This is a genomic window from Salegentibacter sediminis, assembly GCF_002078605.1.
Taxonomy (GTDB): Bacteria; Bacteroidota; Bacteroidia; order Flavobacteriales; family Flavobacteriaceae; genus Salegentibacter; species Salegentibacter sediminis.
The window spans coordinates 851015-877159 of sequence record NZ_MSJR01000001.1 but is presented as its reverse complement, the minus strand read 5'-3'; the positions used below and the strand labels follow the sequence as shown (position 1 = coordinate 877159).

Genomic DNA, 26145 nt, shown 5'->3' with positions numbered 1-26145 from the left:
GCTTTATTCGGCTAATAGTTCGTCCAGGGTATTTCTCAATTTCTGACTATTCCAGTCGGCCGCACCAATTTTTCTAATAATAATTTCCCCATTTTTATTGATGAGATAAGTAGTAGGGAGGGAATAACCATCCATAGGTTTAGGGTCTTCCGAAAGCATCCGGTAACTGGGAATAGTATAATTTTTTGAATTTAGAAACTTTTGAGTGGTATTGTGTTCTTCCCCCGAAACAAAGTAGAAATCTACCTTATTCTTATAATCTTCATATAAAGCCTGGAAGCTGGGCATCTCGGCGATACAGGGCGGACACCAGGTTGCCCAGTAATTAACAATTACCACTTCGCCTTCAGAATCTGAAAAATTAACCCGTTCTCTCTCGCTGTTTTCCAGGATCCAATTATAATCGGCTAGTTTTTCGCGATCTTCCTCATCGGTAACCGAAGGACTGAAAGAAAAGATCTTATTTACGAATATTTGAATGGGTTTTCTGGTTTGGGGAATTATGAGAATTAGAATCAATACTATGAAAATAATATTGGACCATTGATTTTTAAAAAACTTCATAAAACAAATTTCAGGTTTAGACGAGAGACAAAGGTAAACTTAACAAACCAATTTTTGATAAAAAAAATCCCGCCTATGGTATGGCGGGATTTTATCATTTTTAATAAACCTGGGATGTTTAAGCAGCATTCTGCTTTTTGATCAGGTTTAACGCCGAACCATGCTTATACCATTCTATTTGAGACTTGTTATAAGTATGATTAGCTTTTATGGTATCCTTGCTACCATCGGCGTGAACCACTTCTATAGTGATTTGCTTGTTTGGTGCAAAATCTTCCAAATCTATAAAGTTAAAGGTATCGTCTTCCTGGATAAGATCATAATCGCTTTCATTGTCAAAGGTTAGCCCAAGCATACCTTGCTTTTTAAGGTTTGTCTCGTGAATACGGGCAAAAGATTTAACCAGTACGACTTTCACTCCAAGGTGACGTGGCTCCATAGCCGCATGCTCCCTGGAAGAACCTTCTCCATAGTTATGATCCCCTACCACAACAGTAGGAACTCCAGCCTTTTTGTATTCACGCTGTACACTTGGCACACCGTCATACTCACCGGTTAGTTGATTTTTAACAAAATTGGTTTTCTTATTAAATGCATTGATGGCTCCAATAAGCATATTATTGGAAATATTATCAAGGTGACCACGGTAACGCAACCAGGGCCCAGCCATAGAAATATGGTCGGTAGTACATTTTCCAAATGCTTTTATAAGTAGTTTGGCACCGGTAAGGTTTTTACTATCCCAGGGCTCAAAAGGAGTCAATAATTCTAAACGCTCACTATCTTCAGCCACTTTCACTTCAACAGAACTTCCGTCTTCTTTAGGTGGAACATAACCTGCGTCTTCAACAGCGAAACCTTTTGTTGGCAATTCTATTCCTTTTGGTTCGTCCAGCATTACTTCCTCCCCATCTTCGTTGATAAGCTTATCGCGGGTTGGATCGAAATCAAGACGACCTGATATAGCAATAGCGGCAACCATTTCTGGAGAACCAACAAAAGCGTGAGTATTAGGATTACCATCAGCACGTTTAGAAAAGTTACGGTTAAAGGAATGAACAATGGTGTTCTTCTCTTCTCCTTTTCGGTCGCTTCGGTCCCACTGACCAATACAAGGTCCACAAGCATTGGTAAAGATGGTCGCATCCAAATCTTCAAAGATCTGTAGCAATCCGTCACGCTCGGCAGTAAATCTAATTTGCTCTGAACCTGGGTTAATACCGAAATCTGATTTAGCCTTGATCTTCTTATCTACAGCCTGCTTGGCAATTGAAGCTGCACGGGTAAGATCTTCGTAAGAAGAGTTCGTACAGGAACCTATAAGTCCCCAGTCTACATTGATTGGCCAATCGTTTTCTTTGGCTTTAGCCCCCATTTCTGAAATTGGAGTAGCAAGATCTGGAGTAAAAGGTCCGTTAAGATGAGGCTTTAATTCTGAAAGGTTGATTTCGATAAGCTCATCAAAATATTGCTCTGGATTGGCGTATACTTCGTCATCTCCTGTTAAATGCTCTCTTACCTGGTTGGCAGCATCGGCAACATCAGCGCGGTTGGTAGCTCTAAGGTAACGTTCCATAGAATCGTCGTAACCAAAAGTTGAAGTGGTAGCTCCTACTTCGGCCCCCATATTACAAATAGTACCTTTTCCGGTAGCCGACATAGAGCGGGCTCCTTCTCCAAAATATTCTATAATAGCTCCGGTTCCCCCTTTTACGGTAAGAATTCCGGCTACTTTTAAGATCACATCTTTAGGCGCAGTCCACCCGGAAAGTTTTCCGGTTAGCTTCACTCCAATAAGTTTAGGGAATTTCAGTTCCCAGGCCATTCCGGCCATAACATCTACGGCATCTGCACCACCAACTCCAATAGCGACCATTCCAAGACCACCGGCATTTACGGTGTGAGAATCGGTACCTATCATCATTCCTCCAGGGAAAGCGTAGTTTTCAAGCACAACCTGGTGAATAATCCCGGCTCCAGGCTTCCAGAAACCAATTCCGTATTTATTAGAAACCGATTCCAGAAAATCGAAAACTTCACTACTTGATTTATTGGCAGCCTGCAAGTCTATTGCAGCGCCCATTTTGGCCTGGATAAGGTGATCACAATGTACAGTTGTTGGAACTGCAACTTCCTTTTTTCCGGCTTGCATGAATTGAAGTAAAGCCATTTGAGCAGTGGCATCCTGACAGGCAATCCTATCGGGAGCAAAATCTACATAATCTTTTCCTCTTTGGTAAGCCTCTTTTACTTCGCCATCCCACAAGTGAGAATAAAGAATTTTTTCTGAAAGGGTTAAAGGTTTTCCAACCACCTCGCGCGCTTTATTCACCCGCTCGGGCATTTGGCTATAAACCTTCTTGATCATATCAATATCGTATGCCATATCTGTTTGTTTTTAGTTCTAAAAAGTCTCGCAAATTTACGGAATTCAGGCGGATTTTAAAAATTAGAACCTAATATCAAAATTACTTGAAAATAATTCAATTATCTTCAAATTATACAGGTTAAAATTATCGGATATTAAAATTAATAGTAAGAAATTACGATATTGACAATTATAATAAATCCCTTGAAAAGAAATCTATCTAAAATAATTCGGTAATTATTTTTTCTTCGGAAATGCCTTCGGCTTCGGCCTTGTAGTTTTTTATAATTCGATGGCGCAAGATGCCAACAGCTACTTTTTGTACGTCCTCGATGTCAGGGGAGAACTTCCCGCTTACCGCGGCATTTGCTTTAGCTGCAAGTATAAGGTTTTGCGAAGCTCTGGGTCCTGCCCCCCAGTCAAGATAGTTTTTTACCAGCTCCGGGGACCCGTCAGCTATTGGCCTGGTCTTCCCAACTAACCTCACCGCATATTCCACAACATTATCGGCTACCGGAATTCTTCTTATAAGATGTTGTATCTGAATAATTTCTTCAGCATTGAACAAGGCTTCAACCTCAACTTCATCATCAGAAGTAGTGTTTTTTACCACATTTACTTCTTCTTCAAAGCTGGGATAATCCAGATTGATAGCAAACATAAACCGGTCTAATTGTGCCTCCGGCAAAGGATAGGTTCCTTCCTGTTCTATGGGGTTTTGAGTAGCAAGAACAAAATATGGTTTTGCCAATTTATAATGATGCCCCGCCACGGTTACAGCGCGCTCCTGCATAGCCTCAAGCAAAGCGGCCTGTGTTTTTGGCGGAGTTCTGTTTATCTCATCTGCCAGGATGATATTTGCAAAGATTGGCCCTTTGATGAATTTAAAGTGGCGGTTTTCATCCAGGATTTCGGCACCAAGAATATCACTTGGCATTAAATCTGGAGTAAACTGAATTCGCTTGAAATCAAGACCCAGTGTCCTGGCTATGGTGTTAACCATCAAGGTCTTTGCAAGACCCGGCACCCCTATTAACAAAGAATGCCCCCCGGAAAAAACGGAGAGCAAAATTTGGTCTATTACTTTATCCTGTCCTACGATAATCCTGGCAATTTCTTTTTTTAATTGCCGGTTTTTTTCAACCAGTTTCTCTACCAGGGCAACATCAGACATTTTTTTATTTTTTTAGCCAGTTACTGCTGTACTCGCAATCGCGGTATTCACCACTAATCTTCACATAAGTTTCTTCAATCTTCGACTTCTGCCATTCCTCAATAGCTTCCATTTGTTTGTCACGCAGGGCAAGCTCTTTAATTTTCATATAGTCTGTAGAATAATTGGCCTTATGCTCCGGAATTCTTTTAGTCACTTTTATCAACTTAAAAGTGGGGCGACCGGTGCGATCCTGTTCGGTTAATCTAAGGGATAACTCCCCTTCCTGCAAATCTCCAATCTGGTCGTAAAGTTTGGGATCTACTTTAGAAAGTTCGAAACGGGTATCGCCCGTTTGGGGGTTCATTAGGCGCCCGCCATCGTTTCGGGTTTCTTCTTCATCTGAAAATTCTTTGGCAGCTTCAGCAAAATCCAGAACTCCCTCTTTTACTCTCTTACGAATACTATCAATCTCATTTTTTGCTTCTTCCACAGACTGGTTATTTACATCTGGAATAAGTAAAATATGGCGAAGGTCTACGGTTTGACCTCGAATACGATCTACCTGGATGATATGGTATCCAAATTCGGTTTCAAAAGGTTCACTCACCTCTCCTTGCTGAAGGCTGAAAGCTACATCCTTAAATTCCTGTACAAAATTATCTTTTCGGGAAAGACTTATTTGTCCACCGTTACTGGCACTCCCAGGATCCTGACTATACAAAATTGCCTTGGTCCCAAAATTTGCATCGTTATCTTCAACATCGGCCTTGAATTCATTTAGACGGGAGATAACTTTATTTTTTTCCGATTCGGGAATTTCGGGCTTTATCACGATTTGAGCAAGCTCTACCTCTTCCCCAAACATTGGAAGTTCATCTTCAGGAATATTATCGAAATATTCTCTTACCTCCTCGGGAGTAATCTCTACATTTTCAATGATTTTCTGTTGCATACGGCTGGCAAGTTGTCTTTCCTTGTTAAGCTCGAACAACTCACTGCGAAACTCCTCCTCAGTGTCTTTGTTATAAAATTCAAGTACCTTTTCAATAGAGCCCACCTGATTTACCATTTGACCGATTTGCTGATCGATGTAATTATTGATTTCGGCATCCATAATTATAATACTATCCTGAATGGCGTGGTGAGCATAAAGCTTGTTTTCCATAAGGGATCCTGCCAATTGACAGTCGGTGATGCCTGCAGTAGACATACCCTGGCTTTGCATATCTTTATACATTAATTGCACATCGCTTTCCAGGACGATATAATCGCCAATTACCGCGGCGATTCCATCAACTTTCCTGCGCTTAAATTTGCCATCTGTATCGGTATTCTTTGCCAATTCCTCCTCTGGCTGAATTGCAGTGCTGTCGGTTACTATAATCTCCTGGGCAGAAGTATTCAGACTAAAAAATAATCCGAAAATGAATGCACACAGCTTAGTCGTAAATCTCAAATTGATTGTTTTTAATTGCATCTTTTGTAATTTCTTTTTCTAGTTCTTTTGTTAGATCCAGCTTTCTTTTATTGAGCAAAATCTGTTTTATCGAGGGCCTGGCATAATCTATAGGCGCCTGTTCATTCTTCTCCAACACATCGTTAACATAGATCAAATATACGCCTAAAGAATCTTCAAGCTGAAGAAAATTAGAGGTTTTAAGCAAGTCTGACCTATCTTCTATACTTAAAGGTTTTATTTTATCATAAACCGATTTGGTTTTCACCCAAACCGAATCATTAAAGGAATAGTTCTTAAACTGAAGCGCAATTTTATCGAGTTCCTGCCTGTCTTCTTCATTAAACCGCTCAAACCACGTCTTGATCTGCTTAAGGTTATTAAGGTTTTTGTCAAGATTTATATACCTTAATTTCACCAGATCTTCCTTTAATCTAAAGTTTTCCTTGTTCTCTTCATAATAAGTTTCAAGCTCTGTCTCGGTAAAGCTGGTATCCATATTCTTTCTGGCCAGGGCTTCGGTATAAGCATTGGTATAGAGTTCGTTTCTGTAATTCTCCACCAGATCGTTGAATTCCTTCTGTTGTTCTTCAGAAAGATTAAGCCGCGCACGGTCTACTATTAATTGCTGGGTAGCCCAGCGGGTAATATAAGTAGATACGATCAGACTACTGTCTTCGGGACTGGTATCTTCATTAAGAAGAGCATTAATATCTTCTTCGTAAAGGTAAGAATCATTAACCCGTACCACCACCTTTCGTTCGTCGGTTTCTTCAAATAGATTACAGCCTGTCACCCCCAGGGCAAACAGTATAATTATTAAAAATCGGTGTATACTTTTCAATATTTTTTTTGGTTAAGGCCAGCAATTTATATACCAATTACAAACAGCTATTCTTCTGCCTTTTACATGAGAGCAAAAATAAGAATTCCTTTAGGTTCTACAAGCTAATCCAAAAACGATTATTTGTTTTGGAAATTATTAGCGCTCTTATTTAATTCTGAACCTTTTTGTTTAAGATTTTCATCCACCCAGTCTAAAACAGGTCCTACAAGATTGGCTTGCTACTTTTTTATCATTTTTATTAAATAAAAACTGTGATTAAAACATCTGTGCGGTTATATTTGCCAAAAATTTATTCAATTATGAAAAAAATATCCTTATTAATTGCTTTTGTACTTGTTGCTCATATAGCCAATGCCCAAACTAAAACCGGGACTATTGATGCCGATTATATACTTGCCCAGATGCCGGCAATGGAAGAGGTAAACCTTGGATTACAAGACTATAATACCGAGATGCAGGAAGACCTTCAGGAGACCATCAAGGAATATGAAGGCCTAATTGAGGTGTACCAGAAAGATCGGGATACTTTAACAGAAGAAGAAAGAGCCGAAAAGGAAAATGAGATAATCGGTCTTGAGAATGATATTAAAGGTTTTCGCCAGCGAGCTTCTGTAATGATGCAGATGCGCAGAAACGAACTTACCAAGCCTCTCTATGAGGAAATCAATAAGGCGATGCAGCTGGTTATACAAGAGGAAGCTTACACCCAAATCTTTCATGCCAATGGCAACAGTTTGGCCTTTGCCGATGAGCGCTATGATATTACCGAGAAAGTCCTGGATAAATTAGGCATCGATCCTGATGAAGTTCAGGAAAAAGAAACCGAAGAAAATTAAAACTCTGTACCTCTAAAATCACCAAATAAAAAACCCGGCAGTTGCCGGGTTTTTTGTTGTAATTATTTACGGATAATTTATCTGCTGTAGTTAGGGGATTCTTTAGTGATAGTCACATTATGGGGATGACTCTCATGAATTCCTGACGAAGTAATTTTCACGAACTTCCCTCTTTCCTTGAGGTTTTCAATGTCTTTAGCACCGCAGTAGCCCATTCCGGCTCGTAAGCCTCCCACAAATTGGTGAATGCTTTCTTCCAGGTCTCCTTTGTAAGGCACTCTTCCAACGATCCCTTCCGGGACAAGTTTCTTGATATCATCTTCTACATCCTGGAAATACCGGTCTTTAGAGCCTTTGTTCATAGCCTCTACAGAGCCCATTCCGCGGTAAGACTTAAATTTTCTTCCTTCAAAGATGATGGTTTCTCCGGGAGATTCCTTGGTTCCTGCAAGCAATGAGCCCAGCATTACACAGTCGGCTCCGGCAGCAAGTGCTTTTGGAATATCTCCGGTATAGCGAATTCCCCCATCGGCAATCACTGGTACTCCAGAGCCCTTAAGTGCTGCTGAAACTTCCAGTACCGCTGAGAATTGAGGAAATCCAACCCCTGCAACCACCCTGGTAGTACAAATAGAACCAGGACCAATTCCAACTTTAACGGCATCGGCGCCTGCATCGACAAGATATTTAGCGGCTTCAGCAGTAGCAATATTTCCTACCACTACTTCAAGTTCAGGGAAATTTTTCTTTATTTCTTTTAAAACATATACCACCCCTTTAGTATGGCCGTGGGCAGTATCGATCACCACAGCATCAACTCCGGCTTTCACCAAGGCACCAGCGCGCTCAACAGCATCTCCGGTAACACCAATAGCGGCTGCAACGCGGAGCCTTCCGTAGGAATCTTTATTGGCAGTTGGTTTTTGAGAAAGCTTGGTAATATCTCTAAAGGTAATTAATCCAACCAGTTTTTTATCAGCATTGACTACCGGCAACTTTTCGATCTTATTTTCCTGGAGGATATCTTCAGCTTCATCAAGGGAAGTCCCTTCTGCTACCGTCACCAGGTTTTCTGAAGTCATCACTTCTGAAATTGGACGCTGGTTATTTTTTTCAAATCTCAAATCCCTATTGGTAACAATCCCAAGCAATTTGCCTTCCTCATCTACAATAGGAATTCCTCCAATGCTATGTTCTTTCATACTCGCTTTAGCATCACTAACCCTGGCCGAAATAGAAAGCGTCACAGGGTCTATAATCATCCCGCTTTCAGCACGTTTTACTTTTCGCACTTTTAAGGCCTGGGCCTCTATAGTCATGTTTTTATGCAATACTCCAATTCCGCCTTCACGGGCAATAGCAATAGCCATTCTGGATTCAGTAACGGTGTCCATAGCCGCTGAAACTATGGGGACATTTATGCGAATATTTTTGGTGAATTTTGTGGTAATATCTACTTCCCGGGGAAGGACTTCAGAAAAGGCCGGGACTAAAAGTACGTCGTCGTAAGTAAGGGCTTCTCCTAAGATTTTGGATTCGTGTGCAGTCATAGCAATTAAGGATTTAATTGCGTGCAAATATACATTTTAAAAATAACAATAACGGAATAAAGACTGGCAATTATTTGTTTTCCCAGCATTTAGAATGTTTAGTGGTTTAGGCCTGAATGGAAGTTTTTGGTACAGCCTTTTGAAAGAGCAATTGGTACAGCACAATCGATACCGAGGTGATAAAGATAAGTGTCATTAAAATCCCAGATACCAGAACTAAATATTTCACCCAGTCTATACCTTTCCACACAAAGTAGATTCCCCCAAAAGTGGCAAGTACAGAAAAGAAAGGCTCCAGAATAAGAAAGAATTTCAGTTTTTTAGGCAATTTTGTAAACAGTACAATCCCACCCAGCAGGAAGAAAATAAAAGACATGGACAAGACATGGGTGTGAATAATGGTAAGCATTTCCCGTTCCCCTTTTTTAAATTTCATCACCTCCACATCAGCATCGCCCTCATTTCCCAGGTAATTTTCTTCAATACCTGCGGGGGTAGTTGTTTCTGTTAGCCCAACAAAAAGTAAACCGGTGAAATAACCTATACTTAACACGATAACAAAAACAGCAAGGAAAGATTTTATTTCCCGGGGAAGTGCTAAAAGTAGGCCGTTATACTGCATTAAATCAGGTTGTTTTTTTGAAGGATCTCCACACTTTCCAGGATATCTTTCATAGCTTTTTTCATAGATCGCACAGAAATTGTAGCTCCTGAGATTGCTGCAATATGATTTAAATCGCTGGCTTTCGACTTACCGGTAAATTGTCGTAACCAGCGGCGGCTCCCAATTTCCCCGCCATATTCCTCACGGTACACGAGTACTTTTGTGCGGGCAATACTCAGGTCTTCATTAAAGATTACGAGATAATCAAATTGTGCAGTTTTACTGGGTGCGTGGTCCAGGTAAACATATCCTAAAAGTGAACCTTCATGTTTAAGCCTGAAAAAATTATCTTTCGAAACCCTTGAAGGCAATTCCTGCTGTATTTCTGCAGAGACCTCTATTCCTTCATGCAAATAATTGGCAACCTCAAACTCATCTTTTATTTCGCGGTCTACCTTTTTGTCCAACTCCTTCATAAGGCCAAAAGACAATATAAAAGGCAGGGTGAGCAAAAAGACGATAAGACTTCCAAATTTTTTCATCCGTACAAAATTAAGTTTTTATTCCGCATGGGGCAAAATATATGCCAACAGCCGGAAAAAATCAAGGTTCTCCCCGACTGTGGCACTTCTTTTACTATAGTTTAAAACCAAACCCCCACCCCAAAGTTGAGTTGGTTCATAGAATCGGCGCCATCAACAGCGTTATCCTTGATCTGGTAATCCCCTTTAAAAACCACACCAGGAGCAATGTGATAACTCAAACCAAGAGTTACGTCATTCCTGTCGTAGGCAGGGTTTTCGGTAAGACTACCAGCTGTATCTGCATGGGTATCGTAATCTTCGTAGCGTGCAAAAGCGAAAAGCTTTTGGCTATTGGTCATTGGCAACAAATTGTATGCTGCTTCTGCATACCATCCAGAAAGCGCACTTCCAAGATCCCTTCCGGTAAAGGCATTGTATTCCTCGGTATCTGAAAGAGAAGCATAGATGAATTCTCCCCTTGCTGTAAAACGCTTATATACATATCGGGCATCCAGACCTACCATAGACATTCCAACATCAGCACCATCAAGCATATCAACCTCATCTGCAGCCTGTGTGCTTCCGAAGTAACCGGCAAGACCTAACCTCATTCCAAGAATACCATAGTATTCAAGCTTAGCAGAAAGATTTGGTGTGTTAACCGTAGACTTAATTCCTTTTTGACGTCCGCCGCGAAGTCCGCTACTTCCTCCAATTAACCCGGTACCGTCTGCAGTAGTAGACTGGAAACCATTAAAAATATAAGCCTGGTAGCTAAGAGAAGCCGAGTTGATCCTTCCGGTCACCCCAAGACCGATCTCTCTCCAGGTAGTAGGAACAATAGAACCGGCAATAGCGGGTCTTTCAACTCCATTAAAAGTGGTGGGTTCATGATACTCATTAATAATCCCCATGGGCACCAACATAAGCCCGGCTCTCAAATTTACATTGTTCGCAATATTATAATTTACAAAAGCCTGCTCAATATAAACTTCTTCTACGTGTTCAAATTCAATTTCAGTTAAAAACTGGACCTTCTCATTAAACTGGTATCCCATTAACATTACAAGACGCTGAACATCTAACTCCCCATTGTCTCCCTCCGGTTGATTATAAGTTATTTCCCCATAAGCTCCCAGAGTAACAGCATTATTGTCGGCAGATAAAATACGCTGAGCAGCGTTTTGTTGATATTGAGGATCAAAAGTAATTGAGTCCTGCTGGGTTTGGGCAACTGAAACAGCAGTAGTCGCTCCTATTGCCAATGATAGTAAAAACTTCTTCATGATTCTTATTTAGACTTGTTTAAAATAATGCAGCAAATATATGCCAGCAACAACATTTACCCAAGCTTATTTAGATTAAATTCAAATAAAAAAATGTGATAGAAATACGGGAAAACCATTGGTTTTCCTAATAGTAAGTAGAGAAAATCTTAGTAGCTTCATTATGAGCAGATTCGAAACTGGTCATCTTAATATTGGTTTCTGCCTTTTTGGAATTAAAATAAGAAAGCATTTTTTCTGAAGGCATATTACCAGTTAATTCATCCTTGGCCATCGGGCATCCACCAAAACCCTGAATGGCACCGTCAAATCTGGTACACCCGGCCTTGTATGCCGCATCAATTTTTTCAAACCATTTTGAAGGAGTAGTATGCAAATGTGCCCCAAACTCTATTTGAGGATATTTAGGAATAAGATTTGAAAATAAATATTCAATATTTTCGGGAGAAGAGGTCCCAATAGTATCAGAGAGAGAGAGTATCTTCACTCCCATTGCCGATAATTTTTCGGTCCAGTTCCCAACGATCTCAATACTCCATGGATCACCATAAGGATTTCCAAAGCCCATAGAAAGATATGCCACGACTTCTTTATTACTATGGTTAGCAATTTCCAGGATCTCCTTTAATATCTCTACCGATTCAGCAATGGTTTTGTGCGTATTACGCATTTGGAAGTTTTCTGAAATCGAAAAGGGATAGCCCAAATAATCTATTTCTTCAAATTTAGAAGCATCTGATGCTCCCCGGGTATTGGCAACGATGGCCAGCAATTTACTTTGTGTTGTGGAGAGATCCAGTTTAGACAGAACCTCGGCGGTATCGGCCATTTGCGGAATCGCCTTTGGAGAAACAAAACTTCCGAAATCTATGGTGTCAAATCCGCAGCGCAACAAAGCCTGGATGTATTGCACCTTTTTTTCTGTAGGAATAAAGGTTTTTATGCCTTGCATGGCATCCCGTGGACACTCGATGAGCTTGATTTTTCCCATATCCTCCAAAGATAGTATTTTAAGGATTATTTAAAAATATATCCTATTTAATAAAATTCACATAAGGTAAAGAAGGAAAAACAGAGATCAGTTAGTCTTTTGACAAAAAGATGATAAACAATCCAGTCTAAAACAGAATAAAAACAGCTATTCCCACAAAGACAACTATCTGTAACCACTTTAAAACCAACCCGGAATGTGTATGTTTTTTAAGGTACTTTGAGATTTTTCCAGCCAAAACAGCGACCGAACCAAAAATGAGAATCGTTTGCAGCATGAACACTCCTCCCAGAATAAAGAATTGCAAAACCGTATTCCCACCGGGCTCCCAAAGAAATCCAGGAAAAAAGGCCAGAAAAAAGATCGTTACCTTGGGATTTAAAACATTCATAATAAAACCCTGCTTATAAAGGCCGAACAAGGATTTTTGTTTAATCCCTTCAGCAGAATAGGCTATTTGAGGATCGCTTTTAAAAACCTGGTAGGCCAGGTATAGCAAATAGAATGCACCGAATAGCTTAATAATGAAAAATAAAGTTTCAGAACTTTTGATAACGGCCGAAACTCCAAAAGCTACCAGGCTGGTATGAATAATAATACCCGTTGCAAGGCCCAGAGCAGTTACAAGCCCGTGCTTTCTTCCATTGGCCATCCCCTGCACCATGACATAAATAATGTCGGGTCCCGGGGAAAGGGTGAGGAAAACAGAGGCAGTTAAGAAGGGAATTATTTGCTCTAACAATAGGTTATTTTCTAGCTAAGATTGCTTTATTAATCTTTTTTATCAAACCAGGACCTTCATAGATAAAGCCGGTATATAACTGCACCAGACTCGCCCCTGCATCCAGTTTTTCAAGGGCATCTTCAGCAGAATGGATTCCTCCCACACCAATAATTGGGAAAGCTTTGTTACTCTTTTCAGAAAGAAAACGAATTACCTCGGTAGCACGCTTCTTTAATGGTTTACCACTTAATCCACCGGTTTCATTTTTATCTTCAGAAATTAAACCTTCACGGGAAATCGTGGTATTGGTAGCGATCACTCCGGCGATCTTTGTTTCCTTTACAATGTCTATAATATCGAGCAATTGAGAATCGGTAAGATCGGGAGCGATCTTCAGCAAAATTGGCTTTTGTTTGGGTTTAGTTACATTTAATTCCTGGAGGCTATTCAAAAGATTTGTGAGCGGTTCTTTATCCTGGAGCTCTCTTAGGTTTGGAGTATTTGGAGAACTCACATTTACCACAAAATAATCTACATAATCAAAAAGAGCCTCAAAGCAGATCTTATAGTCCTCAAAAGCTTTTTCATTGGGAGTTATCTTATTTTTTCCAATGTTTCCGCCAATAATTACATTATTGTTAGCTCTAAGGTGCTTTACCGCAGCGTCTACCCCCTCGTTATTGAAACCCATTCTATTAATAATAGCCTCATCTTTCTTTAGTCGGAAAAGTCTTTTTTTTTCATTCCCGGGTTGGGGTTTGGGAGTTAAAGTGCCAATTTCAATAAAACCAAATCCAAGATCATCGAGCTCCTTGTAGAGTTTTGCATCCTTATCGAAACCGGCGGCCAGACCTACAGGATTTTTGAATTTTATTCCGAAGACCTCTCGCTCCAGGCGGGGATCATTCAACTGAAATTGCTTTCTTAAGAAAGCTGAAAACCCCGGGATTTTGCCAAAATTCTGTAAACTTTTAAAAGTGAAGTGATGAACCCATTCCGGATCGAAGTGGAATAAAAGCGACCTGACAAGTGATTTATACATAGTAGTTGGTTTGTGCAAAAATAAAGGAAATCATAAAATAACTTAGCCTATTCTTAAAAGGTTTTGAAGCGATTTACCGAATGTTTATTTTTGGCTAAACTACTAACCAATGACCAATAAACAGCATATCATAGAGCGTTTTGTGAGCTATGTTCAAATTGACACTCAAAGCGATCCAAAAAGCAACACCACGCCCAGCACCGAAAAACAATGGGTTCTGGCACGTAAATTAGCCGGGGAACTTCGCGAAATGGGAATGAGCGAGGTGGAACTAGACCAAAATTCCTATGTTATGGCTACGCTTCCGGCAAATGTAGCGCACAAAGTCCCTGTTATAGGTTTTATTTCGCATTTTGATACCTCCCCCGATTTTAGTGGCACTAATGTAAATCCAAGAATCACCGAAGATTATGATGGAGGTGATATTGTATTAAATGAGGAAAAAAACATCATCCTTTCACCTGAATATTTTGAGGACCTGGCCCAGTACAAAGGTCAAACCATAATCACTACCGATGGCACCACCTTGTTGGGTGCCGATGATAAGGCAGGAATCACAGAAATAATGACCGCCTTACAATATCTACTGGACAATCCCGAGATTCCACACGGAAAAATAAGAATTTGTTTTACCCCCGATGAGGAGATCGGTAGGGGCGCGCATAAATTTGATGTTGAAAAATTTGGTGCACAGTGGGCATATACGATGGATGGAAGCCAAGTTGGAGAACTCGAGTTTGAAAATTTTAATGCTGCCCGGGCTGTGGTAAAAGTCCAGGGGAAAAGCGTTCATCCAGGCTATGCTAAAGACAAAATGGTGAATAGCATGTACATCGCCCAGGACTTCATCAATTCTCTCCCGCGTTTAGAAACTCCTGAGCACACAGAAGACCGACAGGGTTTTTTCCATTTAAGCAGTATTAAGGGTGATGTTGAACAAACCCAGTTAGAATACATTATTCGTGATCACGACAAGAAACATTTTCAGGCCAGAAAAGAAATGATGTTAGATCTAAAAAATGAGATCTGCACCCAGTATGGGAGTGAATGCATAGAAATAGAGCTTAAGGATCAGTATGCCAATATGCGTGAAAAAATCGAACCGGCAATGCATATTGTAGACATCGCAGAAGAAGCCATGCGGGCCGTAAATATAGAGCCCATCATAAAACCCATAAGAGGTGGCACGGATGGGGCTCAGCTTAGCTACAAGGGGCTTCCCTGCCCCAATATTTTTGCCGGGGGCCATAATTTCCATGGAAAATACGAATATATCCCTGTAGAAAGTATGCAGAAAGCTGCCGAAGTGATTGTGAAAATTGCTGAACTTACCTCCAGAAGATATCAGTAAATTCATCTCATATTTGAGCATAAAAAAACCTCACAGGTTGCTATGAGGTTTTTTTGTGGGTAAAGGATAATTATTTTTTCTCCTTTTCAGGTTTTGCGGGTTCGTTTAGCTTCCTGCTCATTTCCATTGAAAGAGAAGAGCGATCGAAAGTGATCTTTCCTGCACCTGTTTCAATAACTACCGAATTATTTTTTTCGCTAAAATCAACAATTTTACCATGCATTCCGCTTTTAGTAACAATGCGGTCACCTCTTTTAAGTTCGGCGGCAAAGTTTTTTTCTTGTTTAGCGCGTTTCATCTGTGGGCGTATCATAAAAAAATACACCACTACAAACATTAAGATTATTGGGGCAAACTGGGTTAATTGATCCATTTATTAGCTCGCATTTTCATCAGATTCTACAAAAGCTTTAATCCTGATGCGCTCTTTACCGGCCTCGGTATTGGCATTCAAAGTAACTGTCTTGGTTACCTGCCCTTTTCCTGATCCATCAAATTTCACCACCATCTCCCTGGTTTCTCCAGGCTGGATAGATTCATTTTTAGGATAGGTTGGAACAGTACACCCACAAGAGCTACTGGCATTGGTAATTACCAAAGGAGCTTTTCCTGTATTGGTGAATTTAAAAGTATGTTCCACCGGTTCACCTTTTGGGATATTACCAAAATCATGTTCTTCTTCTTCAAAAGAGATTTCGGGATAAACAGTAGCCTGAGCATCACGTTCAGCTGCGGTTTCAACATTTTCTGCTTTCACTTTTTCAGAGGCATTGGAGTTGTTATCTTTACAAGAAGTGAATAGCATCGCCCCTACTGCTGCTATCATTAAAATTCCTTTTTTCATTTTGTTGTTTTTTAGGATTAAAGGTTAAAATTACTAAAAAATTCGGTGCTACATAAGGCCGCGACCTATTTTATTTAGTTTACCGTTTTCAGCATATTCCTTAGAAAGTTTATCCAGAACCCCATTGATAAAAATACTACTTTTTGGAGTGCTGTATTCCTTGGCTAGTTCCAGATATTCATTAATGGTTACTTTTACCGGAATAGAGGGGAATTTTAGAAACTCGCAAATAGCCATCTTTATAAGCAACATATCAATTTCGGCAATTCGATCTTTATCCCAGTTGGGAGTTTTTCCCAGCATTTCATCGGCCAGCATCTCATCGTTGAGATATGTTTTTCTGAATAATTCTTTCGCGAAATCTTTATCATCTTCGCTTTTAAACAATTTTGGCAGATTAAAAGAATGCCCGGGCTTGTCTTTTAATTTCTGAAGCAACTTAAGAATGGCTGTGTTTACCAGAGGCAGGTCATCCAGCCAGGTTAATTTCTTATCCCCAAGATAATCGTATAACTTTTCGTTAGGCGCGATAATCTCTTTAAATACCCGTATTATAAAATCCTTATCCTCCTTGAAACTAGACTCACGGGTCTCCATATATGTCTCATACATATCACTTTGCCTCAATTCCTCCCAAATAATGGCTGCATATTCGTCATCCATTTTCCAATGGGTGATTTTGCGATCTTCCAGGGCTTCCTGCAGTCCTTCGTGATCATTAAGCAGTGCAAAAACCCGATTATTTAAAAATTTGCGATTTGGGTCCTTATCCTCGGTTGTAGCAAGGTGTTTTTGTTGTGATTTTTCTAAAAAAGTTTCGGCCTTATGCCTTATTTCTGTAATGAGGCTAAGTTGAAGAAGAAACAGGTCATACATCTCCTCCATACTTTTAATCAGGAATTTTTCTTCTGTTGCCAGTTTATCATTTTGGCTTTGGTTGAAGGCGTAAAGCGATTGCATCACCTTAACCCGAATATGTCTTCTTGTCAACATAACTGTAAAAGAACTTTTTTAGAATTAGAAAGGGCGAAAGATTTTGTCTTCCGCCCTGCAAAAATATCAAACTTTTGAAATAGATTACTTCAAATTTTGTTTTTTTCTGTCATCAATTCTTTGCTGTGCAATTTTAAGCGCGGCAAAGTGAGTGGTCATATCATTCTTTTCGGCAGCCTGTAAAATCTCCAAAGTAGTATTGTAGATATTTTCAGTCTTACGCATAATTTCTTCTTTGCCGTATTTTTCTAGCTCGGCGTAAACGTTTATAATTCCACCGGCATTAATTAGAAAGTCTGGCGCGTAAACGATTCCTCTTTCCTGAAGTTGTTTTCCATGCACAAGCTCATCGGCAAGCTGGTTGTTAGCTGCTCCCGCTATGATCTTAGCCTTTAAACGATCTATGGTTTGATCGTTCACAGTGGCACCAAGCGCACAGGGAGCGTAAATATCAACCTCGGCAGCATACACATCTGAACCTTCAAAAATGATGGCTCCATATTGTTTTTTAATAGCTTCTAGTCGCTCCATATTGATATCGCTAATATAAACCTTAGCGCCTTCTTTGGTAAGATAGTCTACCAGGGTTTCACCCACGTGACCAATCCCCTGCACCATCACCGATTTTCCTTCGAGATTATCGCTTCCGAATTTATATTTTGCAGCGGCCTTCATCCCCATATAAACTCCATAAGCAGTTATTGGAGACGGATTACCAGAACCTCCTTTAGATTCTGAAATCCCGCTAACGTAAGGAGTTACCTCTCTTACCGTATCCATATCTGAAGTTTCCATTCCTACATCTTCGGCAGTAATATATTTCCCGCCTAAAGAGTGAACATATTCTCCAAATTTTCTCATCAACTCAGGGGTCTTATCTTTTTTAGCATCCCCAATAATAACGGCTTTTCCCCCACCAAGATTAAGGCCGGTGATTGCGCTTTTAAAGGTCATTCCGCGCGATAGGCGAAGCACGTCATTAAGGGCTTCCCATTCGCTGCTATAGTTCCACATCCTGGTACCCCCAAGAGCAGGACCTAAAACAGTATTGTGAATTCCTATTATTGCTTTTAATCCTGTATCTTTGTCGTTACAAAAAACCACCTGTTCATGGTTGTCAAAAGAAAGCTGTCCGAAGACCGGTGCGGCTTTTTTAAGCTCTTTAGCGTTTAGAACGTCAACTTGCATAACTTGTAAGGTTTTAAATTTATGATTTTCAATATTTCTGAAAATCGTTTAGCAAAAATAATCAATAATTTAATAAAGAGGATTTTATGACCTGTTAAAATGGCATATCCTCAAAAATTTGGTTTATTCTGAATGAAACACCTTAAATCCCTCAATAAATTTTTCCTCAAATATAAATGGAGATTGCTAATTGGCTTTATTATAACGGTAGCAGCGCGAATTTTTGCCTTGTTCTATATTCCACTTGCAGGGAGGTCTACCGATGTTATCGAAAAATATATCAATGGCGAGATCACCGATATTGAATATGTTCAAGATGAACTGGCCTGGAATATCACGCTCATTATTGGAGCTACCCTTATAGCCGCTTTTTTTACCTTCCTTATGCGTCAAACCTTTATAGTGGTCTCACGCCATATCGAATTTGACCTTAAAAACGTGGTCTATAAACACTACCAGGAACTATCACTTAATTTTTACAAAAAGAACCGCACCGGCGATCTTATGAACCGCATAAGCGAAGATGTGACCAAAGTAAGAATGTATCTTGGGCCCGCGCTAATGTACAGCGTAACGACCCTTACCTCCAGCGTTGTGGTATTGATCTTCATGATTGAAGCAGCGCCCATGCTTACCTTATATACCGTTCTTCCCCTCCCGGTACTCTCCTTCGCTATTTACAAAATCAGCGTGGCCATTCATAAGCGAAGCACCGTTGTACAGCAGTACCTATCAAAATTAAACACCTTTACCCAGGAAAGCTTTAGCGGGATTGCCGTGATTAAATCCTACGGCATAGAACCGCAAACCAATAAGAATTTCACCGAGCTTTCCAACGGAAGCCGCGATAAGAATATCGCCCTTGTGAAAGTGCAGGCCTTTTTCTTTCCTCTTATGGTTTTGCTTATCGGAATTAGTAATGTCCTGGTAATTTATATCGGAGGGCGGCAATATATTAATGGCCTTATAGACCTGGGAGTTATTGTAGAATTCCTGCTCTATGTCAACATGTTAACCTGGCCTATAGCTTCTATAGGATGGGTAACATCTTTGGTACAACAGGCAGAAGCTTCACAGGAACGTATAAACGAATTCCTTGATGAAGAGCCAGAGATCACCAATCCTAAGCCAACCCCAGACGATATAGGCGGAAATATCGCTTTTAAAAATGTGAATTTCACCTATGATGACACCAACATCACAGCCCTAAAAAATGTTTCTTTTGAAGTTAAAAGCGGAGAAACCCTGGCCATAATTGGAAAAACGGGAGCGGGTAAATCCACCATCCTGGAACTCATAGGAAGACTTTATGATGTGGAAGACGGAGAAATTACTATCGATGGCCACAATATCCGGGAGCTTAACCTGGAAAGTCTTAGAAAAAGTATTGGCTACGTGCCACAGGATGCATTCCTTTTCAGTGATTCAATAAAAAGCAATATTAAATTCGGCAAAACCGATGCCACCGATAAAGAGATTATAGAAGCAGCTAAAAATGCTTCGGTGCACAAAAACATCGTAGGCTTCAGTAAAGGCTACGATACTGTATTGGGAGAACGTGGCATAACACTATCGGGAGGACAAAAACAAAGAGTTTCCATAGCTCGCGCCATCATTCATGATCCCAAGATCCTACTGTTCGACGACTGTCTATCGGCAGTAGATACCGAAACGGAAGAAGAGATCTTAAGCAATCTTTTCCGAATTTCTACCAACAAAACTACCATCATTGTAAGCCACAGGATTTCCTCAGCAAAGAATGCCGATAAAATTATAATCCTGGAAGACGGGCAGATAGTTCAGGAAGGCACCCATTCCCAATTATTAAATCAGGAAGGCTACTATAAAGAACTTTATGCAAAACAGCTAAATGAAAAAGAAATGTGAAATAATTTTGGGGAATGTTAAAAATTTTTAGATTTTTGAAGGACACAAAAACAAACTATTAAAGAATCTATTTATGAGTGATAATGGAATGATGGAGAAAGAAGAAATATTCTCTAAAGTGTTAAGGGCCGGTAGAAGAACTTACTTTTTTGATGTTAGAGCCACCCGTGCCGATGATTATTACCTCACTATTACTGAGAGCAAAAAGTTCACCAACGACGACGGCTCTTTTTTCTACAAAAAACACAAGATTTACCTTTACAAAGAGGATTTTGCTGGATTCCATGAGATCCTTGAGGAAATGACCGATTTCATTATTTCTGAAAAAGGAGAGGAAGTAATTAGTGAGCGTCATCAAAAAGATTACAAGAAGGAATACGACGGTGAGACTTCTGAAAACGGAGAGGAAGCCCCGGCCGAAAAATTCACTAATGTGAGTTTTGACGACATCTAAAAAATTACTTTAGAATTTTATTCAAGAACCGTCCCGATCTTTCCGGACGGTTTTTTTATATTCAGAAATTAAAAAAACACTTTCAAATGCGATATATAATTACCACCCTAAGCCTCATTTTTTGCTTACAATTTCAAGCCCAGGAAAAAGACCTAAGCCTGGATTATTATTTACCAGATGATGTAAGCTACAACCAGGACATTCCAAAACCCCAGGATATCATTGGTTATGTACCCGGCAAATGGCATGTAAGCCATGATCTGCTTCTTAATTATATGAGGGCACTGGAGAAAGCTTCTCCCCGAATAAGTATGGAAACCCGCGGACATACCTATGAAGGCCGCCCCCTGGTGTTGCTCACCATTACTGCTGCAAAAAATCACGAAAATATCGAAGAAATAAGAAAAAACCACCTGGCTTTAATCGAAGAAAATGCTGCCAATATTAATACTGAAGATATGCCTGTGGTAGTCAACCAGGGCTTTTCTATTCACGGGAATGAGGCCAGCGGCTCCAACGCAGCCCTACTTGTAGCCTATCACCTCGCTGCGGCCGAAGGGCCCGAAATTGAAGAACTACTTCAAAATACCATTATCCTGTTTGACCCTGTGTTTAACCCAGATGGTTTGCAACGTTTTGCATACTGGGCCAATACCAACAAAAGCAAAAACATTAATCCCGACCCCCAGGACCGCGAATACAGCGAAGTATGGCCGGGAGGACGCACCAACCACTACTGGTTTGATATGAACAGGGACTGGCTTCCGGTACAACTCGCCGAATCTCAGGCCAGACTAACTACCTTCCATAAGTGGTATCCCAATATTTTAACCGATCATCACGAAATGGGATCAAATTCCAGCTTTTTCTTTCAGCCTGGAATCCCCTCCAGAACCCATCCTTTAACTCCCGATATCAATCAGGATTTAACCAGAGAAATAGGCACCTATCATGCTGCTGCTTTTGATGAACTGGGTTCTTTTTATTACACCGAAGAGGATTACGACGATTTTTACTACGGTAAAGGTTCTACCTTCCCCGATATTAATGGTAGTATAGGAATACTCTTTGAACAGGGAAGCTCCCGGGGACACGCCCAGGAGACCGAGAACGGAATCCTAAGCTTCCCATTTACTATTAGAAATCAATTTACCGCAGCCCTTTCAACCCTGGAAGCCGCTAAAAATATGCGGGTAAAACTATTGAATTACCAGCGTAATTTTTACAAAAACGCAAGGAATTCAGCAGAGAAAGGCGCCTGGGCCTTTGGAAGCACAAAAGATGCCTCTTCAGCATACGAACTTGCTAAAATCCTGAAAAAACACAAGGTAAAAATTCATGAGTTAAAGGAGGATTTTGAAGCTGGTGGAAAACAATTTAAAAAAGGCAGCACCTATATTGTGCCAAAAGATCAGCGGCAACATCGTTTAGTAGAAGCTATGTTCGAGAGACGAACCGAATTTCAGGATAGTTTATTTTATGATATCTCGGCCTGGAATTTCCCCATGGCTTTCAATCTTGATTTTGCTGAAGATGTGCGAATAAGAAATGCTGGAAATGAAATCCAGGAACTTCAAAAACCTGAAATTCCCGCAACCGAAAAATCGGAATATGCCTATCTGATGGAGTGGCACGACTTCTATGCCCCAAAAGCATTAAATATGATCCTGGAGAAAGAACTTCGAGCTAAAGTAGGTATGAATCAGTTTAGCACCGAAGATAAGCAGTATGACTACGGCACCATTTTAATCCCGGTTCAAAACCAGAAACTTAATGCTTCAGAACTTCACGAATTCCTTCAGAAGGTCTCCACAGAAACCAATGTAGAGATCAATGCTGTAAACACAGGGCTTACCAGTGGAATCAATCTTGGCAGTAACCAGTTCAGGGCGCTGGAACCTGCAAAAGTTGCCCTCGTGGTTGGTGACGGCATAACTCCTTATGATGCCGGTGAGATCTGGCATTTATTCGACCAGCGTTATGACATGAAGATAACAAAGCTGGACACCCGAAATTTTTCCAGGGCAGACCTTAGCCGTTATACCGATATCATTATCCCGAATACCTGGGGCAATGGGCTGGGCAAAAACGAAGCCGACAAACTTAAAGACTGGGTGAAAAATGGAGGAACCCTCATAGGTTACCGAAATATAGCCCGGTGGTTTAAACGTCACGATTTTATGGAAATGGAAATCAAAAAAGACACTTTGGTAGCCGAAAATATTTCCTTTGAAGACCGAAGGGATTTTACCGGAGCACAAGGTATTGGCGGCGCTATCTTTGAAGCCAACACCGACCGTTCCCACCCGATTAATTTTGGGTATAAGGATGATAAAATTGCACTCTTTAGAAACACCACCATCTTTATTGAAGCCGATGAACAGAGCTATAAAAATCCAATAAAATATTCAGAAAAACCTTTACTAAGCGGTTATATAAGTAAACCGAACCTGGATTCTATAAAAGGTACAGTTCCATTTAAGCAGGCCCCAATGAAAAAAGGGAATGTTATATTGTTTACCGACAACACCAACTTCAGAGCATTTTGGTTTGGGACCAACAAACTCCTTATGAATGCCATCTTCTTTGGAGATGAGATGTAAATAACTTTAGTGCAAAAATAAAGGCCGGAAATGGATATTTCCGGCCTTTATTATTCTGTGAAAACCCAAAAAATTCTGCTTAATTTTAACTTATTCGCAGGCCGTTTTCAACTTGCATCCCGGGGTGAAGTAATACAACATCATTATTTGCGCCAACGGCTCCCAACACAAGACATTCACTCATAAAGCTGGCAATTTGTTTCTTCGGAAAATTAACCACAGCCACGATTTGCCGGTTTAATAACTCCTCCTTTTTATAGCGTTTGGGGATTTGGGCTGAAGTTTTTTTTATTCCCAGCTTTCGGCCAAAATCGATTTTCATCTTATAGGCAGGATTCCTGGCTTCAGGAAAATCCAGGACTTCGATAATTGTCCCCACCCGCATGTCTACTTTTTCAAAATCTTTCCAGGAAATCTCCATCGCACTAAATTTTCAGGAAAAATAAGCAAATCAGGATAAACCGGCGATATTTTGTAAATTTATAAGAAAAGAAAAAATGTCCCGTACCCAGTCAAAAATGCTTGCTTTAGGCACAAGGGCTCCACATTTCAGCCTTAGAGATGTGATAAGCGGCAATATCTACACCCTGGAGGATGTAAGAGGCAACAAAGGCACTCTCATTATGTTTATCTGCAACCATTGCCCTTTCGTAAAACATGTGAACGAGGAAATTGTACGGCTGGAGGGTGATTACCGCGTGCAGGGTTTTGGTTTTGCTGCGATAATGAGCAATGATGTAGAAAATTATCCTGCAGATCACCCCGATAATATGCAGGAGGTGGCTCGAAAACATCAGTTTTCTTTTCCTTATCTCTATGATGAAACCCAGGCTGTAGCTCATGACTATCATGCGGCCTGCACTCCGGATTTCTACCTCTTTGACGATGAATTAAAACTCATTTACCGTGGGCAACTGGATGATTCACGCCCCGGAAATGGGATCCCGGTTAATGGCAGAGATCTTAGGGAAGCTATGGATGCCGTACTTTCAAATAAAAAGGTTTCAAAAAACCAAAAGCCCAGTATGGGATGTAATATAAAATGGAAAGATAATCCTGGTCTCTAGGAAAACTTCTCCTCATTTTCTACATCCGTTAATCTTTTCTTAAACTGTGCCAAAGCCTGATATTTCGCAGTTTATATGGATATCGATTTCTTAAATTTATAGAAGTTTAATTTTTAAAAACATATAGATATGAGTTGTTTAAAATTAGGAGATAAAGCACCGAATTTCGATGCGGAAACTTCAGAAGGAAAAATAAATTTTTACGATTATCTTGGTGATGGCTGGGGGGTTTTGTTCTCTCACCCTGCCGATTTCACCCCGGTATGTACTACTGAATTAGGAGCTGTGGCTAAATACAAAGATGAATTTGCCAAGCGCAACACCAAAGTTATGGCCTTGAGTGTAGACGATGCTGAATCTCATAAAAAATGGATAAAAGATATTAATGAGACCCAAAACACCCAGGTAAACTTCCCTATAATCGCCGATGAAGACCGAAAGGTTTCTGAACTGTACGATATGCTTCACCCAAAGGTTGATGATACCTTTACCGTACGCTCGGTTTACGTGATTGGGCCAGATAAGACCATAAAACTAATGATCACCTATCCCGCAAGTACTGGCCGTAATTTTGAGGAATTGCTTAGGGTAATTGACTCTCTTCAGCTTACCGCGTACCAAAAGGTCGCTACTCCGGCTGATTGGAAAAAAGGAGAAGATGTGGTGATTAGCCCATCGGTTTCTAATGAGGAGGCGAAAAAAATGTTCCCAAAAGGATTTAAAGAAATTAAATCTTACTTAAGGATGACTCCTGAACCAGATTCAAAATAGGTTCTCAAAAACTAAAAACCTCACAGCTTTTAGACTGTGAGGTTTTTTTTATTGTTTTAACCTAATGTTATTTTACAGCTACAAGTTCTACATCGAAGACAAGACTTGCATTAGGAGGTATAACTCCTCCGGCACCACGATCTCCGTAGCCCAGATGTGATGGAATAACAAAACGCGCCTGGTCTCCAACTTTCAATAATTGAATGCCTTCATCCCAACCAGCGATTACATGTCCCAACCCAAGTGGAAAATCAATCGGTTGATTTCTTTTATAAGAAGAGTCGAAAACAGTCCCATCAGCCAACATCCCTTTATAATGCACCGATACGGTTTTTCCTTTTTCCGCTTTTGGGCCGTCGCCCTCCTTTTCGATCTTATACCGAAGTCCGCTCCCTGTAGTTTTGAAACCCTGAGAGAGTTCTCCCATTAGCTCCTCTTCCCGCTTTTTGGCCGCCGCTTCCCGTTCGGCCTTGGCGCCATTAAATATTCTAAAAGATTCCACAGCATTGAATTGTTCTGCGTCCTCTCCAACTCTCATTATCTCCAGTTTTTTGATCACATCTCCCTGCTCTATAGCATCAACAACATCCTGCCCGGCAATTACACTTCCAAACACGCTGTGCTTTCCGTCTAACCAGGGCGTTTCTACATGTGTAATAAAGAACTGGCTCCCGTTGGTTCCGGGACCGGCATTGGCCATAGATAGTTTACCGGGAGCATCGTGCTTAAGGTCGGGATGAATTTCATCTTCAAATTTATAACCGGGACCACCGATTCCTGTTCCCTGAGGATCTCCCCCCTGAACCATAAAATTAGGAATCACCCGGTGAAATTTTAAGCCGTCGTAAAAAGGTTTTCCCTGGGGAAAAGCCTGGTTCTCCAGGTTACCTTCAGCAAGTCCAACAAAGTTTCCTACCGTTCCCGGCACTTTTTCATATTCCAGTTCAACAAGGATCTCTCCTTTGCTGGTATGGAATTTTGCATATAATCCGTCGTTCATTTTTTCTATTTTTTTGTGTGGCAAAGATAATCCAATTTG

Annotated in this window: 25 protein-coding genes; 7 read left to right on the top strand and 18 right to left on the bottom strand. The window is 40.5% G+C overall.

The features are described from left to right. Nucleotides 1-3: 3 nt before the first annotated feature. The 5 genes from BUW93_RS04125 to BUW93_RS04105 form a co-directional block, all read right to left on the bottom strand. Entirely contained in the window at nucleotides 4-564 is a 561-nt protein-coding gene (locus BUW93_RS04125) for a TlpA family protein disulfide reductase (protein WP_081209431.1), read from the bottom strand. 118 nt (nucleotides 565-682) lie between these two features. Beyond that, nucleotides 683-2950 carry an aconitate hydratase gene (locus tag BUW93_RS04120; protein ID WP_081209429.1) on the bottom strand — a complete coding sequence of 756 codons (2268 nt, stop codon included), beginning with the start codon at nucleotides 2948-2950 and terminating at the stop codon, nucleotides 683-685. A gap of 202 nt (nucleotides 2951-3152) precedes the next feature. Continuing rightward, nucleotides 3153-4106: an AAA family ATPase gene (locus BUW93_RS04115; RefSeq protein ID WP_081209427.1), complete on the bottom strand. Its 954-nt coding sequence runs from the start codon at nucleotides 4104-4106 to the stop codon at nucleotides 3153-3155. A 4-nt stretch (nucleotides 4107-4110) separates the two neighbouring features. Next, complete coding sequence (locus tag BUW93_RS04110) at nucleotides 4111-5544, bottom strand: peptidylprolyl isomerase (protein WP_317042181.1); 1434 nt, start codon at nucleotides 5542-5544, stop codon at nucleotides 4111-4113. Next, nucleotides 5528-6388, bottom strand: coding sequence for a peptidyl-prolyl cis-trans isomerase (locus BUW93_RS04105; protein ID WP_317042180.1), 861 nt, complete (start codon nucleotides 6386-6388; stop codon nucleotides 5528-5530). Before BUW93_RS04105 ends, BUW93_RS04110 begins: the two co-directional genes overlap by 17 nt. A gap of 302 nt (nucleotides 6389-6690) precedes the next feature. Here BUW93_RS04105 and BUW93_RS04100 point away from each other — a divergent pair, with 302 nt between their 5' ends. Next, nucleotides 6691-7227 (top strand): OmpH family outer membrane protein, encoded by a 537-nt coding sequence (locus tag BUW93_RS04100; protein WP_081209423.1) that lies wholly within the window; start codon nucleotides 6691-6693, stop codon nucleotides 7225-7227. A gap of 77 nt (nucleotides 7228-7304) precedes the next feature. Here BUW93_RS04100 and guaB read toward each other — a convergent pair whose 3' ends face one another. The 7 genes from guaB to BUW93_RS04065 all read right to left on the bottom strand — a co-directional run bounded on the left by guaB (nucleotide 7305) and on the right by BUW93_RS04065 (nucleotide 13948). Continuing rightward, nucleotides 7305-8777 (bottom strand): IMP dehydrogenase, encoded by a 1473-nt coding sequence (guaB, locus tag BUW93_RS04095; RefSeq protein WP_081209421.1) that lies wholly within the window; start codon nucleotides 8775-8777, stop codon nucleotides 7305-7307. A 106-nt stretch (nucleotides 8778-8883) separates the two neighbouring features. After that, nucleotides 8884-9399 carry a hypothetical protein gene (locus tag BUW93_RS04090; protein ID WP_081209419.1) on the bottom strand — a complete coding sequence of 172 codons (516 nt, stop codon included), beginning with the start codon at nucleotides 9397-9399 and terminating at the stop codon, nucleotides 8884-8886. After that, nucleotides 9399-9923 (bottom strand): FMN-binding protein, encoded by a 525-nt coding sequence (locus tag BUW93_RS04085; RefSeq protein ID WP_081209417.1) that lies wholly within the window; start codon nucleotides 9921-9923, stop codon nucleotides 9399-9401. Before BUW93_RS04085 ends, BUW93_RS04090 begins: the two co-directional genes overlap by 1 nt. Nucleotides 9924-10024: 101 nt before the next feature. Beyond that, nucleotides 10025-11191 carry a porin gene (locus tag BUW93_RS04080; RefSeq protein ID WP_081209415.1) on the bottom strand — a complete coding sequence of 389 codons (1167 nt, stop codon included), beginning with the start codon at nucleotides 11189-11191 and terminating at the stop codon, nucleotides 10025-10027. A 127-nt stretch (nucleotides 11192-11318) separates the two neighbouring features. Next, nucleotides 11319-12182 (bottom strand): hydroxymethylglutaryl-CoA lyase, encoded by an 864-nt coding sequence (locus BUW93_RS04075; protein ID WP_081209413.1) that lies wholly within the window; start codon nucleotides 12180-12182, stop codon nucleotides 11319-11321. 127 nt (nucleotides 12183-12309) lie between these two features. Further along, entirely contained in the window at nucleotides 12310-12924 is a 615-nt protein-coding gene (locus BUW93_RS04070; RefSeq protein ID WP_081209411.1) for a LysE family translocator, read from the bottom strand. Between the two features lie 4 nt (nucleotides 12925-12928). Next, nucleotides 12929-13948 (bottom strand): quinone-dependent dihydroorotate dehydrogenase, encoded by a 1020-nt coding sequence (locus tag BUW93_RS04065; RefSeq protein WP_081209409.1) that lies wholly within the window; start codon nucleotides 13946-13948, stop codon nucleotides 12929-12931. A gap of 109 nt (nucleotides 13949-14057) precedes the next feature. On the opposite strand from BUW93_RS04065, the gene pepT reads away from it, so the two are divergent. Then, nucleotides 14058-15299: a peptidase T gene (gene pepT / locus BUW93_RS04060; protein ID WP_081209407.1), complete on the top strand. Its 1242-nt coding sequence runs from the start codon at nucleotides 14058-14060 to the stop codon at nucleotides 15297-15299. A 70-nt stretch (nucleotides 15300-15369) separates the two neighbouring features. On the opposite strand, the gene yajC is transcribed toward pepT, so the two are convergent. The 4 genes from yajC to BUW93_RS04040 all read right to left on the bottom strand — a co-directional run bounded on the left by yajC (nucleotide 15370) and on the right by BUW93_RS04040 (nucleotide 18324). Then, nucleotides 15370-15672: a preprotein translocase subunit YajC gene (gene yajC, locus BUW93_RS04055; protein WP_081209405.1), complete on the bottom strand. Its 303-nt coding sequence runs from the start codon at nucleotides 15670-15672 to the stop codon at nucleotides 15370-15372. A 3-nt stretch (nucleotides 15673-15675) separates the two neighbouring features. Further along, nucleotides 15676-16143, bottom strand: a complete 468-nt coding sequence (locus tag BUW93_RS04050) for a DUF1573 domain-containing protein (protein WP_081209403.1) — start codon at nucleotides 16141-16143, stop codon at nucleotides 15676-15678. Between the two features lie 48 nt (nucleotides 16144-16191). Then, nucleotides 16192-17136, bottom strand: a complete 945-nt coding sequence (locus BUW93_RS04045) for a transcription antitermination protein NusB (RefSeq protein ID WP_081209401.1) — start codon at nucleotides 17134-17136, stop codon at nucleotides 16192-16194. 84 nt (nucleotides 17137-17220) lie between these two features. Beyond that, nucleotides 17221-18324, bottom strand: a complete 1104-nt coding sequence (locus BUW93_RS04040; protein WP_081209399.1) for a Glu/Leu/Phe/Val family dehydrogenase — start codon at nucleotides 18322-18324, stop codon at nucleotides 17221-17223. A 132-nt stretch (nucleotides 18325-18456) separates the two neighbouring features. Between BUW93_RS04040 and BUW93_RS04035 the strand changes: the two genes are divergently transcribed. From BUW93_RS04035 to BUW93_RS04025, 3 genes are all read left to right on the top strand, one after another. Further along, complete coding sequence (locus BUW93_RS04035) at nucleotides 18457-20211, top strand: ABC transporter ATP-binding protein (protein WP_081209397.1); 1755 nt, start codon at nucleotides 18457-18459, stop codon at nucleotides 20209-20211. Nucleotides 20212-20284: 73 nt separating this feature from the next. Next, nucleotides 20285-20665 (top strand): PUR family DNA/RNA-binding protein, encoded by a 381-nt coding sequence (locus BUW93_RS04030; protein WP_081209395.1) that lies wholly within the window; start codon nucleotides 20285-20287, stop codon nucleotides 20663-20665. Between the two features lie 86 nt (nucleotides 20666-20751). Further along, nucleotides 20752-23268 (top strand): M14 family metallopeptidase, encoded by a 2517-nt coding sequence (locus BUW93_RS04025; protein WP_081209393.1) that lies wholly within the window; start codon nucleotides 20752-20754, stop codon nucleotides 23266-23268. An 85-nt stretch (nucleotides 23269-23353) separates the two neighbouring features. Here the strand turns inward: BUW93_RS04025 and BUW93_RS04020 are convergent, their stop codons facing one another. Further along, nucleotides 23354-23689, bottom strand: a complete 336-nt coding sequence (locus BUW93_RS04020; RefSeq protein WP_081209392.1) for a tRNA-binding protein — start codon at nucleotides 23687-23689, stop codon at nucleotides 23354-23356. A gap of 76 nt (nucleotides 23690-23765) precedes the next feature. Here BUW93_RS04020 and BUW93_RS04015 point away from each other — a divergent pair, with 76 nt between their 5' ends. Together BUW93_RS04015 and BUW93_RS04010 are read left to right on the top strand one after the other, a co-directional pair. After that, entirely contained in the window at nucleotides 23766-24335 is a 570-nt protein-coding gene (locus BUW93_RS04015) for a thioredoxin family protein (protein ID WP_081209390.1), read from the top strand. A gap of 129 nt (nucleotides 24336-24464) precedes the next feature. Beyond that, nucleotides 24465-25106, top strand: coding sequence for a peroxiredoxin (locus BUW93_RS04010; protein WP_081209388.1), 642 nt, complete (start codon nucleotides 24465-24467; stop codon nucleotides 25104-25106). 67 nt (nucleotides 25107-25173) lie between these two features. Here the strand turns inward: BUW93_RS04010 and BUW93_RS04005 are convergent, their stop codons facing one another. Beyond that, complete coding sequence (locus BUW93_RS04005) at nucleotides 25174-26106, bottom strand: peptidylprolyl isomerase (protein WP_081209386.1); 933 nt, start codon at nucleotides 26104-26106, stop codon at nucleotides 25174-25176. Between the last annotated feature and the right edge of the window lie 39 nt (nucleotides 26107-26145).